The 16,089-nt window shown below is 70.8% G+C and carries 12 protein-coding genes; 6 read left to right on the forward strand and 6 right to left on the reverse strand.

The window, feature by feature from the left end:
- Nucleotides 1-39: 39 nt before the first annotated feature.
- Together ACWIGU_RS13385 and ACWIGU_RS13390 are read left to right on the forward strand one after the other, a co-directional pair.
- On the forward strand, nt 40-561 hold the full coding sequence (locus tag ACWIGU_RS13385) for a sigma-70 family RNA polymerase sigma factor (RefSeq protein WP_454400328.1): 522 nt from the start codon (nt 40-42) through the stop codon (nt 559-561).
- 1 nt (nt 562) lies between these two features.
- On the forward strand, nt 563-1,285 hold the full coding sequence (locus ACWIGU_RS13390) for a hypothetical protein (protein ID WP_454400330.1): 723 nt from the start codon (nt 563-565) through the stop codon (nt 1,283-1,285).
- A 73-nt stretch (nt 1,286-1,358) separates the two neighbouring features.
- Here the strand turns inward: ACWIGU_RS13390 and ACWIGU_RS13395 are convergent, their stop codons facing one another.
- Complete coding sequence (locus ACWIGU_RS13395) at nt 1,359-4,676, reverse strand: S8 family serine peptidase (protein WP_454400332.1); 3,318 nt, start codon at nt 4,674-4,676, stop codon at nt 1,359-1,361.
- A gap of 276 nt (nt 4,677-4,952) precedes the next feature.
- Here ACWIGU_RS13395 and ACWIGU_RS13400 point away from each other — a divergent pair, with 276 nt between their 5' ends.
- The 3 genes from ACWIGU_RS13400 (at nt 4,953) to ACWIGU_RS13410 (ending at nt 8,733) form a co-directional block, all read left to right on the forward strand.
- Nucleotides 4,953-5,408 carry an NUDIX hydrolase gene (locus ACWIGU_RS13400; RefSeq protein WP_454400334.1) on the forward strand — a complete coding sequence of 152 codons (456 nt, stop codon included), beginning with the start codon at nt 4,953-4,955 and terminating at the stop codon, nt 5,406-5,408.
- Nucleotides 5,409-5,621: 213 nt separating this feature from the next.
- The gene (locus ACWIGU_RS13405; protein WP_454400336.1) at nt 5,622-7,433 is read left to right on the forward strand and encodes a TIGR03767 family metallophosphoesterase; all 1,812 of its coding nucleotides are present in this window, start codon (nt 5,622-5,624) and stop codon (nt 7,431-7,433) included.
- A gap of 145 nt (nt 7,434-7,578) precedes the next feature.
- Entirely contained in the window at nt 7,579-8,733 is a 1,155-nt protein-coding gene (locus ACWIGU_RS13410) for a serine hydrolase domain-containing protein (RefSeq protein WP_454400338.1), read from the forward strand.
- Between the two features lie 26 nt (nt 8,734-8,759).
- Here ACWIGU_RS13410 and ACWIGU_RS13415 read toward each other — a convergent pair whose 3' ends face one another.
- Both ACWIGU_RS13415 and pepN read right to left on the reverse strand, forming a co-directional pair.
- A complete protein-coding gene (locus ACWIGU_RS13415; RefSeq protein ID WP_454400340.1) occupies nt 8,760-9,890 on the reverse strand; it encodes a hypothetical protein in 1,131 nt (376 codons plus the stop codon).
- A 189-nt stretch (nt 9,891-10,079) separates the two neighbouring features.
- Nucleotides 10,080-12,707, reverse strand: coding sequence for an aminopeptidase N (pepN, locus tag ACWIGU_RS13420; RefSeq protein ID WP_454400342.1), 2,628 nt, complete (start codon nt 12,705-12,707; stop codon nt 10,080-10,082).
- Between the two features lie 153 nt (nt 12,708-12,860).
- On the opposite strand from pepN, the gene ACWIGU_RS13425 reads away from it, so the two are divergent.
- Nucleotides 12,861-13,493: a mycothiol-dependent nitroreductase Rv2466c family protein gene (locus ACWIGU_RS13425; RefSeq protein WP_454400344.1), complete on the forward strand. Its 633-nt coding sequence runs from the start codon at nt 12,861-12,863 to the stop codon at nt 13,491-13,493.
- 3 nt (nt 13,494-13,496) lie between these two features.
- Here ACWIGU_RS13425 and ACWIGU_RS13430 read toward each other — a convergent pair whose 3' ends face one another.
- The 3 genes from ACWIGU_RS13430 to ACWIGU_RS13440 form a co-directional block, all read right to left on the reverse strand.
- A complete protein-coding gene (locus tag ACWIGU_RS13430) occupies nt 13,497-13,715 on the reverse strand; it encodes a hypothetical protein (protein WP_454400345.1) in 219 nt (72 codons plus the stop codon).
- Nucleotides 13,716-13,846: 131 nt separating this feature from the next.
- Nucleotides 13,847-14,488 (reverse strand): superoxide dismutase, encoded by a 642-nt coding sequence (locus ACWIGU_RS13435; protein ID WP_454400347.1) that lies wholly within the window; start codon nt 14,486-14,488, stop codon nt 13,847-13,849.
- Between the two features lie 143 nt (nt 14,489-14,631).
- Nucleotides 14,632-16,056, reverse strand: coding sequence for an amino acid permease (locus ACWIGU_RS13440; RefSeq protein ID WP_454400349.1), 1,425 nt, complete (start codon nt 16,054-16,056; stop codon nt 14,632-14,634).
- Nucleotides 16,057-16,089: the final 33 nt, after the last annotated feature.

The following is a 16,089-nucleotide window of genomic DNA, read 5'->3' on the forward strand; positions in this document are numbered from 1 at the left end:
TAGGGGAAACGCGGGAGAGCCAGGGGGAGGGGAGGGGCATTGCTGCGCAGAAGAACGCGCCGCGCGGAGGCGGCCGATCCGCTGGATGCCGCACAGGAGGACCGGGTGCGGGCCGTCCTGTCGCTCGGCGGGGTACCGCACGGCGACCTTCAGGACGGCGTGCAGCAGGTGCGCCTGCGACTCCTTGAACGGGCCGCGCGGGGCGACGAGGCGCCGCGCGACGTGTCGGCGTGGGCCGTCGTCGTCGCCTCGAACCTCGCGATGGACTGGCACCGGGCCCGCCGCCGCCAGGAACGGCTCGGCGAGCGCCTGGCCTCCCTGCGCCAGGAGCAGCGCGCGGAGGACGGCGCCGAGTCGCGGGTCCTCTCGCTGGCCGTGGCGCAGGGCCTGGACGAGCTGCCGGACCCCCAGCGGCAGGTCGTCGTGCTGCGTTTTTACGCCGATCTCCCGGTGCGGGCGATAGCCGAGGAGCTGGGCATCCCTGAGGGCACGGTCAAGAGCAGGCTGCACACGGCGGTACGGATGCTGCGGGCGCGGCTGCGCGAAGGGGAGGTGGTGTGACATGGAGCACGAGGACCGGGCGCTGATGCAGGCGCTCACGGGGGAGCCGCTGCCCGATCAGGACGCGGCCGGCCCCGAGGCGGTGGCCGCGCACGCCGCCGCCGTGGCCGATGTCGCGCTGCTCGCGGAGCAGGTGCGGGGGATCGGGGACGCGCTGGCCGCGCGGGAGAAGCCACGCCCCGCGCCGGTGGCCGCCCCGCGGCCCCGCCGCCGGCCCCTCGCCGTCGCCTTCGGGGCGCTCGCCGCCGCGTGCGCGGCCTCGCTGTTCGGCGGGCTCGTGTGGCTGGGCGTCAGCGCCCCCGGCGGCGGCGCCGCCGACGACAAGTCCGCGGCGGACCACAGCGGGGCCTCGGACAGCGGGAAGCAGGGCGCGGACGTGACGCCCGAGGGCTTCGTGGCGTGCTCGCGGCTCATCGTCGAGGGCACCGTCGTCCGGGTCGAGCCCGTTCCCGGCGCGGAACGCGACACGATCACGCTGACCGCGACCCGCTACTACAAGCCCGCCAAGGGACCGCAGAAGGTCACCTTCCTGATGGATCACGACGTCGACCCGCGCCTGAAGCCGGGCGACCGCACGCTGATCAGCATTCCCAAGGGAGGGGAGTACCCGGACAACTGGGCCACGAAAGCCGGGGACCGCGCGTCCCTGCGCGACATGGTCGTCAACGCGCTGCCCGGCTCCCGCGCCCTGAAGTGCTCGCAGGCGCCCGGCCCGGGCGTGTGACGCGTCGTACGAACGGGACGGCAAAGGGCGGGCGCCCGTACGGACGCCCGCCCTTCCCGTTATCCGGTCACCGTTACGGCGTGACCTTCTCGATCTTCACGCTGCCGAGCCCGGCGACCGTGCCGCGCCCGTTCAGGAGCTGCACCTCGCCGAAGAACTCGCGGCCCTCCGGCGCGGCGGCCGCGGCGACGACCTCGGCGGTGACCTGGGTCGAGTCACCGTTGCCGAGCTTCACGGACTTCGCCTCGTCGACCTTGACCTGGCCGAGCGTCGGGGAGAAGAACACGTCGCGGTAGTCGTACTCCGTCGAACCGGACGGGACCGAGTAGCCCACGACCTCGACCGTGTACGTACCGGCGGCCGGCTTGCTGATGCTGACGGCCTCCTCGGAGTCGCCGTCGGCGGACTGCCCGGCCACCTTGCCGTCCTGGTCGTAGACCGTCAGGTCCAGGTCGGCGGCCGTGTCGGAGACGCCGCCGATGGCGACGTCGAGGCGCTCGGCGCCCGCGGGGACGACGACCGTGGAGGTCTGCGTCTCACCCTCCTTGACGGACGGACGCGCCGTCTTCGACGAGCCGAGCGGACCGCCCTTCAGCTTGCCGTCGAGCGCGGCGAACGTGTTCGTCACCTTCCAGGAGACGGCGGCCGGGGTACCGACCTTGGCCTCGGGGACGGTCTGCACGGCCGGGTCGAAGGCCGCGCCGAGCACGGCCACGTCCAGCTTGTACGGGTTGTCGAGCTGCGGCGACGTACGGCGCGCCTCGACCTCGATCTCCCAGACACCGGCCTGCGGGTCCGCGTACGAGCGCAGGTCGGGGCGGCAGGTGTTGGCCGGGTTGTAGTTCGGGTAGCAGCTCGGCGTCGACGTGTCGTCGACGGGGACGCCGTACGGGTGGATCGAGATGAAGCGGGTCTGGCTCTTGTCGGCCAGGCCGCTCATCGCGACCTCCAGGGACTTGGCGCCCTCGGGGACCGTCAGGAAGTACGACTTCGTGCTGTTGCGCTGCACGGAGCCGGAGCCCGAGAACGTGTACGACGGCTTCGCGAGCGGCGTCGCGACGACGACGGTCGCCATGATCTGCTGGTCGACACCCTCGGTGCGCGGGTCGTCCACCTGGAGGACGGCGCTGCGCAGTCCGGCGCTCTGCGGCGCCGCCTGGACCTTGACGGTGACCGGCTTGTTCAGCGGCAGGTACACGTCGTCGTCGCCGAGGATGCGGAACGTGGAGCCCGAGTTGTTCTTGAGGGACAGCTCGTGGCGGACCGCGCGGTCCGGGCCCGACGTGCGCGTGACGGTGACGTCGTAGGTCTTCTTCTGGCCGGCCTTGAGGCCGCCCTCGCGGTCGTAGATGCCGGTGCCGAAGCCCGGGTCCTTGAGCGCGTAGTCGATCGCGGTGTCGACCGGGGCCTTCACCGTGTACGTGTGGGCGCTCGCGCCGTCCTTGATGGAGTCCCACGCGTCGACGATGTCGATGAGGCCGGAGCCCTCGGCGTACGCCTGCTCGCCGCTGATGTGCTTCGCGGTCGAGGTGAGCGCCGTGCGCAGCTTCGCCGGGGTGAGCGCGATGTGCTTCTGCTTCGCGGCGGAGAGCAGCAGGGCCGAGGCGCCCGCGGCCTGCGGGGACGCCATCGAGGTGCCCTGGAGCATCGAGTAGCCGGCCGGCAGGCTGTAGCCCGCCTCGGCGACCGGGGAGCCCGGCAGCCAGGTCTGCGTCGTGTTGATCGCGGCACCGGGCGCGGTGATGGTCGGCGTGAAGCCGCCGTCCTCACGCGGGCCGCGCGACGAGAACGGCATCATGGCGTACGACTTCGTCACGCCTGAGCCGTAGTTGGACGCCCAGGTCTCCTTGGAGATGGACGCGCCGACGGAGATGACCTTGTCGGCGAGGCCGGGGTCGCCGATGGTGTTCGCGCCGGGGCCGGAGTTGCCCGCGGAGATCACGAGCTGGACGCCGTTGTCGTCGATGAGGCGCTTGTAGAGCAAGGCGCGCGCGTTGTTGCCGTCGTTGAGGGCGGGCAGGCCGCCGATCGACATGTTGACGATGTCGACACCGCGCTTGGTGACGAGGTCGATCATGCCCTCGGTGAGCGCGACGTTGGTGCAGCCGCCGGACCAGGTGCAGGCGCGCGAGGAGACGATCTTCGCGCCGGGCGCTGCACCGCTCATCTTCCCGCCGAACAGGCCGTTGGCGGAGGTGATGCCCGCGACGTGCGTGCCGTGCTCGGACTCGATGACGCCGATGTTGACGAAGTCGGCCTTCTTGCCGACCCAGTCGCCGCCGTACGGGTCCATCGGGACGTCCTTGCGGATCTCCACGACGAACGGGATCCGCTCGACGACGTCGGTCGCCGGGTTGTCCTTGCCGAAGTACCCGATCTGGTAGCCGTCCTTGTACGGCTTCATCGGGGTGTCGTCGGTGAAGTCACCGTTGTCGTTCAGGTCGACGGTGACCGTGCCGGCCTTGGCGTCGTAGAGGACCGCCCAGGAGTCGGTGGTGTCGCCGTCGCGGTTCAGGTCGCCCTTGGCGTCGCCGCCGGTGGTGGCGGACTCCTTGAACGTCGAGACCTGGTACGAGCCGGCGGCGGCCTTGAAGGTGCGCCCGCCGTAGGTGAACGTCGGGCCGGACACGTTCGTGACCATCGCGCGCCAGGTGGCGTCGCCGTCGACGATCGGGTCGGTCGAGGTGACCCAGTCGACGATCTTGCGCTCGCCGGTGGTGGTCTTCTGGAGCGCCGGGTGACCGAGGTCCACGCCGGAGTCGAGGATGCCGATCGTGACGCCGCGGCCGTCGGCCTTCGGGTTGTCCTTCACGAAGTCGACGGCGCCCGTCTCGAAGGACGGGTTGTACGGGTTCTTCGCCGGGGTGTTCTTGCCGGGGGCGGCGTACGTGCCCTCGGCCGCGCCCTGCGCGCCCTTGGCGGTGTCGCCGGCCGGGGTCGGGTCGTCGAGCTCGATCTCCTGGCGCAGGTCGATGCCTTGCACGGAGGAGAGCTTCTCGGCCGCCTTGATCGCGGCGTCCGCCTTGGCGGTCGGCACGGTGGCGCGGACGTAGCCGAGCTTGTCGTAGGTCCGGCCGACGGAGCCGCCCTTGACCGCGTCGAGCTGGTGCGCGACCTGCTCGGTCGCGCCGGGGGCGGTGGCGACCATCATGGTCACGTTCTTCTCGCCGGCCGCCTCGGCCTGGTCGAGGAGCTGGGCGTCGGACGAACCGAGCTTGTCACCGGCCGACTTGACGGGTGCGTCGGCCGACGGGGTGGTGTCCGCGTCCGCGGAGTGGGCCAGGGGTATCGGCCCGGCCGCGGTGAGCGCTGCGACGAGGCCGGCCGCGGCCGCGAGCCGGGCCGCCCGTCTCGCTCCGGTTATCGGTGCGCGCTGGGGATCGAGGGTCATCAGCATCCCTGTACGTAAAGGTCGGAAAGGGTCCGGAATTCGGTGCCGGATGACCGCTCAGCTTTACGTAAGTGGCGCCTGTTTGGGGAGAGTTGCCCGTGACGTGATCCGGTCATGGCGTACTTCCGCCATACGTCATCGCGGACAAAGCGGCGCATACGGGGAAACGCGTACGGCGGGGCAGGGCACACGCGCCCCGCGAGGAGTCCCGTCCGCCGCGTCATCGACCCGCACGTTCACCACCCCGACCCGCCGTGGACCGCATAACGTCACCGTGTGCACAGGGAACTGAGGGTCGCGGCCTACGCAGTCTGCGTACGGGACGGGCAGGTGCTGCTCGCCCGCTGGGTGGCCGGCGACGGCACCAGACGCTGGACGCTGCCCGGAGGAGGCATGGACCACGGCGAGGACCCGTACGACACCGTGATCCGCGAACTCGACGAGGAGACCGGCTACGCGGTCGAACCCGGCACCCTCCTCGGCGTCCACTCCGTCCTGCGCCGCTACCCGCGCAAGCTCGGCGCCGTCGCCGACTTCCACGGCCTGCGCCTCGTCTACGAGGGCCGGATCACCGGCGGCGAACTGCGCCACGAAGTGAACGGCTCCACCGACATGGCCGCCTGGCACGCCCTCGACGACGTGCCCCGTCTCGCCCGCGTCGAACTCGTCGACGTGGGCCTCCAACTGTGGCGCGAGCGGCCCGCCGCAGGCCACGTCTTCCCCGAAAAGTGAACACGGAGTGACCGGCTCCTCTACGGCACAAGAGGCGTTCATGACCGCGCAGGGTGGCCGGTGATCCACGTGGCGTGATCGGCGTTGCCCGTTGCCGCCGCGTTAACGCGCAGGTCATCCCCGATGCCAACGATCCAGTACGAGCGGGTAGTTCTGCCACGGCGAGCGCCCCGCGACCACTGCCGACGCGTTAGCAATCGGGGAGACCGCGCCATGCCGCGCATACGCTCTGTCGCCGACACCGCTGCTTCAGCCACCGCCGCCAAGGCCGCCTCCATCGCCACGGCACTCGACCGCCGCACCTTCCTCGCCGCGTCCGGAGCCGTCTCCCTGACGGCCGGGATCGGCTACGCACTCGGCCCCGGCACGGGCAGCGCGGCCGCCGGCCCCGCCGCGCCGCCCATGCCGGGACCCGTCCCGGCCGCCGTCTCCCGCCGGGCCCCGGCCGCCCCGCTCGCGCCCTACACGCGCGGCACCACTCTCGGATCCGTCGCCGCGGCCCCGGCCGGCGCGGGCTACCGGCGCCTCGGCGACGGCCCCGCCTGGCAGCGCGTCGTCCGCGGCGACCTCGCGTCCGCCAAGTCCGGGCGTGAGGGCCGCCGCACCGCGCTCGCCGCGTTCGTCCAGTTCACCGACCTCCACCTGGTCGACGTACAGCACCCCCTGCGCTACGAGTACCTGCGCTCGCAGACCGCGAGCGCCTGGCGCCCCCAGGAGTCCCTGTCGGTCGCCGGGGCGGTCTCCCTCGTGGAGCGGGTCAACGCGCTGCGCGGGGCGCCCGTCACCGCGTCGCCCCTGCACTTCGTCATGACGACCGGCGACAACACCGACAACAACGCCAAGTCGGAGCTGGACTGGTTCCTCAAGGCGATGAGCGGCGGCCGCATCACCCCGAACACCGGCGACCCGCGCCGCTACGAAGGCGTGCAGGACAGCGGCCTCAAGCTGTACTGGCACCCGGACGCCGCCCTGCGCGACGCGGACAAGCAGCTCGGCTTCCCCCGCATCCACGGCTTCCTGGACGCCGCGATCGCCGAGCTGCGCAGCCCGGGTCTCAACCTGCCCTGGTACTCGACCGTCGGCAACCACGACGCGCTGCCCGGCGGCTGCTACGCGCCCGGCGACTCCTTCTTCGCCGAGTTCGCGGTGGGCGGGCGCAAGCTCATGGAGCTGCCGGACTCCGCGGGCAAGGCGATCTGGGACAACGTCAAGAAGGGCGGCGACCCCAAGGGCCAGGCCTTCAAGGACCTCCTCAAGTCCCAGGCCCGCCACATGCGTTCGGTCACTCCGGACGAGTCCCGCGCCCCCTTCACCCCGGCCGAGTACCTCAAGGCCCACCTCGACCCGGCGCACCTGGGCCCGGGCCCGCACGGCCACGGCTACACGCAGGCCAACGTCGACGCGGGCACCCAGTACTACGCCTTCCGCGTCTCGGACGACGTCCTCGGCATCAGCCTCGACACGACGGACCCCGGCGGCCACTACGAAGGTTCCATCGGCACGGCCCAGCTCAACTGGCTGGAGCGCACGCTCAAGAACAACGAGAAGAACGGGGACTCCCACGTCCTCGTCTTCAGCCACCACACCAGCAAGACCATGCGCAACCTCCGCCAGGACCCGCACCACCCCGGCGAGGCCCGGCACGGCGGCGACGAGCTCCTCGCGCTCCTCGGCCGCCACCGGAGCGTCCTGGCCTGGGTCAACGGCCACAGCCACAAGAACGCCATCACCCCGCACGAGGGCCCCGAAAGCCGCTCCTTCTGGGAGATCTCGACCGCGTCCCACGTCGACTTCCCGCAGCTGGCCCGCATCATCGAGATCACCGACAACCACGACGGCACGGTCTCCCTGTTCACCACGCTCATCGAGTCCGCGGCCCCGCACCGCACCGACTTCACGGACCTCAGCCAGACCGGTCTCGCGGCCCTCTACCGCGAACTCTCCTTCAACGCCCCCGGATCCCGCGCCACCCTCTCCGGCACCCCCGGCGACCGCAACACGGAACTCGTCCTGCGCAAGGCCTGAGACGCAAGGCCTGAGACGCAAGGCCTGAGAACGGCCTGATCCCGCCCAACCCGATCATGGTCCTCAACCCCTGCCCGTGACACCTGAGTCCCCCAGGTCGACCGCAGCGCACACAGCTGCAGAACATCGGCGAAGGAGACACGGGATGTCAGTGCGTACCGGCCTGGTGGGTGTGGCCGTAGTGGTGTCGGTGACGGCGGGGGCGCTCGCGACCCCCGCTCTCGCCGATGCGTCGGCCAAGGACGGACACGGGGCGACGCGGCAGGCCATGGACGCCGCCGTCGCGGCGGGCGTGCCCGGGGTGACGGGGCAGGCGACGGACAAGTACGGCACCTGGAAGGGCACTTCGGGCCTCGGCGACCTGCGGACGGGCACCCCGCGCGGCGACCGGGACCGCTATCGCGTCGGCAGCATCACCAAGACGTTCGTCGCGACGGTCCTGCTCCAGCTGGAGGCCGAGGGCAGGCTGAGCCTGGACGACACCGTCGACCGGTGGCTGCCCGGCGTCGTCACCGGCCACGGCCACGACGGCAGGAAGATCACCGTCCGCCAGTTGCTCAACCACACGAGCGGGATCTACAACGTCACGGCGGACAAGGGCTTTCAGCAGACCGTCTTCTCCCGCGACGGCTTCCTGAAGCACCGCTACGACACCTGGTCACCCGGCAAGCTCGTGCAGGTCGCCATGGCCCACAAGCCCGACTTCGCGCCCGGCACGTCCTGGAACTACTCCAACACCAACTACGTACTGGCCGGCATGGTCGTGAAGGAGGTCACCGGCCACTCCTACGCGGACGAGATCCGCCACCGCGTCATCGAGCCCCTCCACCTGCGCGCCACCAGCCTGCCCGGCACCACCGTCACCGTGCCGCGCCCGGCGAGCCGCGCCTACTCCAAGTTCCCCGACGACCCGGACCGGAAGACGTACGACGTCACGGAGCTCAACCCGTCCCTCGCCTCGTCGGCCGGCGACATGATCTCCGACTCGGCGGACCTGAACCGCTTCTACTCGGCGCTCCTCGGCGGCCGGCTGCTGCCCGCCGCGCAGCTCGCCGAGATGAAAAAGACCGTCCCCGTGCCCACGGAGAAGGGCGAGCCCGAGGTCGGCTACGGCCTCGCCCTGATGCGGCAGAAACTGAGCTGCGGCACGGTCGTCTGGGGGCACAGCGGCGGCATCCACGGCTCCAGCTCCGACGCCGTGACCACCTCCGACGGCCGCCACAGCCTCGCCTTCAACTTCAACGGCGACTGGACGGGCGACAGCCAGGCCGTGATCCGGGCCGAGTACTGCCGGAAGTAGCCGGGGCGCCCGCGGACCGGCGGCGCTCAGCGCGGCAGCACCATCACGTACGCCGCCGGTTCCCGGTCCGCGGACGCCATCAGCGCGGTCCGTACGACCGTCGCCTGCTGTTCGAGGGACTCGCGCAGCTTGCGCGGCGTGATGTGGACGACGGTGATCCCGAGGCGCTCCAGGTGCTCGCGCCTGCGGGCGTACTCGGACCACTCCAGGTCGTCGCTCTCCTCCTGGAGCTCCGGGCGCAGCCCGTGCCGGGGCGCGTTGGGGCCTCCCCTGCTCGAGCGGAGCCGAGAGCTTGGGGAAGTGTCCAGCTCCACGGCGACGGCCTGGTCCGGCCAGTACGCGTCGACACCGCCGAGGTGCGGCCCGCCGGGCAGGCGCAGGTCCACGTTCCACAGCGGGTCGGGCAGGCCGTACTCGCGCACCATCTCGTACAGCCGGTCCTCGGCGATGGCGCGCCCCTCGGCGAGCAGCGAGTCCACGGCGTCGATGACGTGCGGGCGGGTGAGGAGCCCGGCCTGGTTCAGCTCCCGCACCACGGCGGCGGGTTCGCAGTGCCCGCCGCGGACGGCCTCGGTGAGCAGGCGGCGCACCTCCCCGGCCTGGGAGAGCTGGGCGACGGCGTCCGCGAGGGCGCGCGGTACCGGCGCCACCGGCACCCCCGAGATCCGCTGGGGCGTCGGCATCCCGTGGCTGCGCACGAGGCGGGCGAAGCCGGTCGAGCGCAGCCGCCGCGTGCGCGGCACCATGACATCGATCCGGTCGAGGGAGAGCAGCGGGGGAGCGGACACGAAGCGGTGCAGGGCGAGCGCGGCAAGCCCCGTGATCATCGCGTTGGCGTACGGGGTCTGGGGCGCGGCCTGCGGGGGGTGCGGCTCGTCGGGGGTGGTCTGCGTGGGCACGGCCACAGCGGTACGGGTCTGGGGACGGCCCGCGTACAGGAGGACGGCGTGCAGCCGCTCGTCGGCGGTGGGCGGGCCGGGGTGGAGCAGATACACGCCGGGCAGGATCTGCTGCCAGGGGCCGTCCGGCCTGCACTGCTCGTTCAGGGCCGCGGAGTTGACCCCGTGCGCCTTGAGCTGGGCGGCGCTCAGCACGCGCTGCGGGCAGTCGTCGAGGTGCTGGAGGGGGCGGGGGGACAGCGGGGTGTTGTGGTTCATGACCCGGCCATTCCCGGCGCCGCCCGGGCTCCTAACTCCTGTTACACGCTCGTCGACAAAAAGGGACAAGCCTGCCCTAAAGTACGGGCGTTCGACTGCCGAGAAGGGCAGGCCGGGCGCCGGGTTACGGCCGGAAGTGCCCGCGTTCGGTAACTCCCGGCCGTAGTCGCCCTGTTGTGCCCGCCGCGGCTACATCCCGGCCGTCGCGTCGCACGCCTGTGCGCGCAGGGCGCGGGCCAGGTCGTCGCGGGCCTCCAGGACGAGACGGCGCAGCGCGGGCGCCGCGTCCTCGTGCGCCGCGAGCCACGCGTCGGTCGCGTCGAGGGTGCCCTGCGAGTCCTGGAGCGAGGGGAAGAGGCCCTTCACCACGTCCATGCCGATCTGGATGGACCGCTCCTCCCACACGCGCTCGATCGCCGCGAAGTACCGCTCCGCGTACGGCGCGGTCAGCTCGCGCTGCGCCGGCTGCTGGAAGCCCGCGATCGTCGCCTCGACGAGCGCGTTCGACAGCGCGTCCGACTCGACGACCTGCGCCCAGGCCTGCGCCTTCACCGCCGCGGACGGGCGCGCCGCGAGGCAGCGCACCTGGTGCCGCTTGCCGGAGGCGGTGTCGTCGCGTGCCAGCTCCGCGTCGATCACCGACTCGTCGGCCGCGCCCGTGGAGGCGAGGGCCTGCACGAACTGCCAGCGCAGCTCCTGGTCGACTTCGAGCCCGTCGATCTTCGCGGTGCCGTCGAGCAGGCCGCGCAGCAGCTGGAGGTCGGCCTCGGCGGACGCGACGGAGGCGAAGAACCGCGCCCACGTCAGCTGGTTCTGGCTGGCCGGCTCGGCGAACCGCAGCTCCCGCAGGGCGCCCTCGGCGAGCTGCCGGCTGCCCTCGGCGCGCCACTCGGGCGCCGCGTAGTGCGTGACCGCCGAGTTCGCCCAGGTGTGCAGCATCTGGAGGACGCCGATGTCGCTCTCGCGCCCGGCGAACCGCAGCACGAGGCCGATGAAGTCACGCGCGGGCATGAGCCCGTCCCGCGTCAGGCTCCACAGCGCCGACCAGCACAGGGCGCGCGCGAGGGGGTCCGTGATGTCACCGAGGTGCTCGCGCAGGGCGGCCAGCGAGTTCTCGTCGAAGCGGATCTTGCAGTAAGTGAGGTCGTCGTCGTTGACCAGGACCAGCTCGGGAGCCTCCTCGCCGGCCAGCTCGGACACCACCGTGCGCGGTCCTTCGACGTCCACCTCCGCGCGTGCGTACCGCGTCAGCTCTCCCTCGGCGGAGCGGCGGTACAGGCCCACCGCCACGCGGTGCGGACGCAGTTGGGGGTGCGACTCGGCGGCCTCCTGGATCACGGCCAGCTCGGTGATCCGGCCCTCGGCGCTCAGCGTCACCTGCGGCGTGAGGGAGTTGACGCCCGCCGTCTGCAGCCACGCCCGCGACCACGTGGCCATGTCCCGCCCGCTGGTCTCCTCCAGGACGGACAGCAGATCGCCGAGCTGCGTGTTCCCGTACGCGTTCCGCTTGAAGTAGCGCCGCGCGCCTTCGAGGAACGCCTCGCGTCCCACGTAGGCGACGAGCTGCTTCAGGACGCTCGCGCCCTTCGCGTACGTGATCCCGTCGAAGTTGAGCTTGGCGTCCTCCAGGTCGCGGATGTCGGCCGTGACCGGGTGCGTGGAGGGCAGCTGGTCCGCGCGGTACGCCCATGCCTTGCGGTTGTTGGCGAAGGTGATCCAGCCGTTGGTGAACCGCGTCGCCTCGACCATCGAGAACGTCCCCATGAAGTCCGCGAAGGACTCCTTGAGCCACAGGTCGTCCCACCACTGCATGGTGACGAGGTCGCCGAACCACATGTGCGCCATCTCGTGCAGGATGACGTTCGCGCGCCGCTCGTACGACGCCTGTGTCACCTTGCCGCGGAAGATGAACTCCTCGCGGAACGTGACACAGCCCGGGTTCTCCATCGCGCCGAGGTTGTATTCCGGCACGAACGCCTGGTCGTACTTCCCGAAGGGGTACGGGTAGTCGAAGTGGTCGTGGAAGAAGTCGAGCCCCTGCTTCGTCACCAGGAACACGTCGTCCGCGTCGAAGTGCTTCGCGAGCCCCTTGCGGCACATCGCGCCGAGCGGGATCTCCAGCTTCGTACCGTCCTCGAAGACCCGCTCGTAGAGGTCCGTCACATAGTGGTACGGGCCCGCGACGATCGCCGTGATGTACGTCGAGATCGGCTTCGTCTCGGCGAACTTCCATACGCTGTCGACGAGTTCGCCCACCCGTCGCCCACCGCCACCCTTACGAAGAGCTTCGCGCCCCTCCTCTTTTCCGTTCGACCAGACCGTCCAGCCCTCGGGAGCCTGCACGCTGAAGCGGTAGGGCGCCTTGAGGTCGGGCTGCTCGAAGCCCGCGTAGACGCGCCGCGAGTCGGCGGGCTCGTACTGCGTGTAGAGGTAGACCTCGCCGTCCTCGGGGTCGACGAAGCGGTGCATGCCCTCGCCGGTGCGGCTGTAGGCGCACTGGGCGTCGACCACCAGCTCGTTCTCCGCGGCCAGGCCGTCGAGCGCGATCCTCGTCCCGTCGAAGACGGCCGCCGTGTCGAGGTCCTCGCCGTTCAGCGTCACCGCGTTCACGGACGGCGCGATCAGGTCCACGAAGGTCGCGGCGCCGGGCTCGGCGGCCCGGAACCGGATCGTGGTCACCGAGCGGAACGTCCGGGGACCCTCGCCCTCGGTCTCGCCGATCGCGGACCGCAGATCGAGCTGGACCTCGTACCCGTCGACGGACAGCAGGCCCGCCCGCTCGCGGGCCTCGTCGCGGGAAAGATTCTCTCCGGGCACGGGCGGCACTCCCTTGTGACTCGACTGGCTGCACTTGTGGTGCGAACAGGACCGATCCTGCCATGTGCCCCTGACGGCCGGCAGCCGGGAATGGCAGGCGCGCGCGGGACGTTCCTGCTGTGAGTCAACGACACGGAATACACGAGGAGAACCATGTCCGAGAAGACCCCCGTCGACTTCTGGTTCGACCCCCTGTGCCCCTGGGCCTGGATGACCTCACGGTGGGTCCTCGAAGTGGAGAAGGTCCGCGACATCAAGGTCAGCTGGCACCTGATGAGCCTCGCCGTCCTGAACGAGGACAAGCTCGACGACCTGCCCGAGGAGTACCGCGAGCTCCTGGAGACGAAGGCCTGGGGACCGGTCCGCGTCGTCATCGCCGCCCAGGAGGAGCACGGCCCCGAGGTGCTCGGCGACCTCTACACCGCGCTCGGCACGCGCATCCACAACGGCGGCGAGGGCCCCACGAAGGAAGCCGTCGCCGCCGCCCTCGACGAGGTCGGCCTGCCCGCCTCCCTCCTCGACCACTGGGACGGCACGAAGTACGAGCCCGAGCTGCGCGCCTCCCACAAGGAGGGCATCGACAAGGTCGGCCAGGACGTCGGCACGCCCGTCATCGCCGTACCCGGCGCGGACGGCGAGCAGATCGCGTTCTTCGGCCCGGTCGTCACCCCTGCCCCCAAGGGCGAGGAGGCCGCGAAGCTCTGGGACGGCACGCTCCTGGTCGCCTCGGTCCCCGGCTTCTACGAGATCAAGCGCACGCGGACGCAGGGGCCGGTCTTCGACTGAGGTTCAGTCGAGGTCCGTGGGCACTTCCACGGGCGTCCGGAACCGGCGTTCCTGGCGATCCGTGCGGAGCTTGCGGCAGTCGCCCTTGGTGCACATGAAGTAGTTCTCGACGTATTGCTCGCCGATCCGCCCGCGGAGCCAGACCTTCTCCTTCTCCGTCAGCGGGCGGTGCGTCTCGCGGGACCTGCACCAGTGGCACGACATGGGCTGCGGTTTCGTCATGCCGCCACGATCCACCGGACCCCCGCTACCGAAAGACCCCCGCGAGTCACGTCCTCGCGGGGGTCTTTCCTTTATCCGCCCGCCGTCGCGAAGGCTGAGAAGACGATCACGAGGCGGGACGCTTCAGGGGCTCAGGGGGCGACCAGCAGGTTGAACGCCCGGTCCTTCGCGGCCGCGTACCGCTTGGCGACGTCCTGCCAGTTGACGACGCGCCACATGGCCTCGATGAAGTCGACCTTCTGGTTCTTGTACTGGAGATAGAACGCGTGCTCCCACGCGTCGAAGACCAGGATCGGGACCGAGCCCTGGCCGACGTTGCCCTGGTGGTCGTAGATCTGCTCGACGACGAGGCGCCCGCTCACCGGCTCGTACGCGAGGACGCCCCAGCCGGAGCCCTGTGTCGTCGCGGCGGCCTTGGTCAGCTGGGCCCTGAACCCGGCGAAGGAGCCGAAGGAGGCGGTGATGGCGTCCGCGAGGTCGCCCACGCCGTCCGCGGCCAGCGGCTCGCCGCCGCCGTCACCGGACATGTTGTGCCAGTAGATGCTGTGCAGGATGTGGCCCGAGAGATGGAACGCGAGGTTCTTCTCCAGGCCGTTGATGGCGCCCCACGACTCCTTGTCGCGGGCCTCCTCGAGCTGCTCCAGGGTGTCGTTCGCCCCCTTCACGTACGCCGCGTGGTGCTTGTCGTGGTGGAGTTCGATGATCTGCGGGTTGATGACCGGTTCGAGCGCCGCGTAGTCGTACGGAAGTTCAGGGAGCTTGTAGATGGCCATGTCCGAGTCCTCCGGCTGCGTGGTGCAGAGCTTATTGCAAGTAATGTGCAAGTGCAGGTTAGCAGCAGTAGTTCCTGGCGCAACGCGAAGGACCCCCGGGCCAGTTGCACTGGCCCGGGGGTCCTCGGTGAGCGGGGAGGGCGTTACGCGGCCGTCGCCGCCCGCGACTGTGCGACGCGCTGGCGGACGTAGCCGACGATCGCGAGCACGACCGTCAGGCCGCCCGTGTAGTACAGCTGCACGCGCGTGTCGTGCTCGCGGGCCATCAGGACGAAGATGACGACCATCGCGACGAGCGCCAGGACCGTGAGGTAGGGGTACGCCCACATCTTCACGACGAGCTTCTCCGGGGCCTCGCGCTCCAGCTTGCGGCGCAGGATCAGCTGCGAGAAGGCGATGAAGAACCAGACGACGAGGATGATCGCGCCGATGGTGTTGAGCAGCCAGGCGAAGACGTCGTCCGGGCGCCAGTAGCTGAGCAGGACGCAGACGAAGCCGAAGACGGCGGAGAGCACCACCGCGACGCGCGGCACGCCGCCGGTGACCTTGCCGATCGCCTTCGGTCCCATGCCGCGGGCGACCAGCGAGGTCGCCATGCGGGAGGCGCCGTAGATGTTGGCGTTCATGGCGGACAGGAGCGCGATGAGCACGACCACGTTCATGATCTGGCCGGCGCCGGGGATGCCCAGGTGGTCGAGCGTGGCGACGTACGGGCCCTTGGTCGGGATCTCCTTCGCCGTCCACGGCAGCAGGACCACGACGACGGCCATCGAGCCGACGTAGAAGAGCGCGATGCGCCACATCGCCGTGCGGACCGCCTTCGCGACACCCTGCACCGGGTGCTCGGACTCGGCCGCGGCGATGGTGACGGTCTCCAGACCGCCGTACGCGAAGACCGAGGCGAGCAGGCCGACGATCAGCCCCTCCGTGCCGTTGGGCATGAAGCCGCCGTGGCCGGTGAGGTTGTCCATGCCGGGCGCGGAGACGTCGGGCAGGACGCCGAGGATCGCCAGTACGCCGATGACGAGGAAGAGCACGATCGCGCCGACCTTGAGCGTCGCGAACCAGAACTCGAACTCGCCGAAGTTCTTCACGGCCGCCAGGTTCGTGCCGGTGAACAGCAGCATGAACAGCGCGACCAGCGCCCACTCGGGCACGCCGGGCAGCCACCCGTGCACGATGCCCGCCGCGCCGATGCCCTCCAGGCCCACCGCCACGCACAGCAGGAACCAGAACGACCAGCCCGCGGTGAATCCGGCCCACGGGCCGATGCCCCGCTCCGCGTGCACGGAGAACGAGCCGGAGGCGGGATACGCGGCGGCCATCTCGCCGAGCATGCGCATCACGAGCATGACGAGCGCGCCCGAGATCGCGTAGGCGAGGATGATCGACGGGCCGGCGGCCGCGATCGCGGTTCCGGAGCCCACGAAGAGGCCGGCGCCGATCACACCGCCGAGCGCGATCATCGAGAGGTGACGCTGCTTGAGACCGCGTGACAGCGACGGCTCGGCCGGCGACTGATCGATCGGCTGCGCGTCGACGGGCGACGGCGCGGACGTCCGAGACATGGATGTGCCCTGTTCATTAGCCGAGACGGGGAA

The organism is Streptomyces sp. NPDC055400 (assembly GCF_053644375.1).

Bases quoted from the DNA above. Each gene is read 5' to 3' on its own strand.
- ACWIGU_RS13395 (WP_454400332.1), bottom strand. From the start codon at position 4,676: ATGACCCTCGATCCCCAGCGCGCACCGATAACCGGAGCGAGACGGGCG.
- ACWIGU_RS13425 (WP_454400344.1), top strand. From the start codon at position 12,861: ATGTCCGAGAAGACCCCCGTCGACTTCTGGTTCGACCCCCTGTGCCCC.
- ACWIGU_RS13435 (WP_454400347.1), bottom strand. From the start codon at position 14,488: ATGGCCATCTACAAGCTCCCTGAACTTCCGTACGACTACGCGGCGCTC.
- ACWIGU_RS13415 (WP_454400340.1), bottom strand. From the start codon at position 9,890: ATGAACCACAACACCCCGCTGTCCCCCCGCCCCCTCCAGCACCTCGAC.
- ACWIGU_RS13405 (WP_454400336.1), top strand. From the start codon at position 5,622: ATGCCGCGCATACGCTCTGTCGCCGACACCGCTGCTTCAGCCACCGCC.
- ACWIGU_RS13390 (WP_454400330.1), top strand. From the start codon at position 563: ATGGAGCACGAGGACCGGGCGCTGATGCAGGCGCTCACGGGGGAGCCG.
- ACWIGU_RS13410 (WP_454400338.1), top strand. From the start codon at position 7,579: ATGTCAGTGCGTACCGGCCTGGTGGGTGTGGCCGTAGTGGTGTCGGTG.
- ACWIGU_RS13440 (WP_454400349.1), bottom strand. From the start codon at position 16,056: ATGTCTCGGACGTCCGCGCCGTCGCCCGTCGACGCGCAGCCGATCGAT.
- ACWIGU_RS13430 (WP_454400345.1), bottom strand. From the start codon at position 13,715: ATGACGAAACCGCAGCCCATGTCGTGCCACTGGTGCAGGTCCCGCGAG.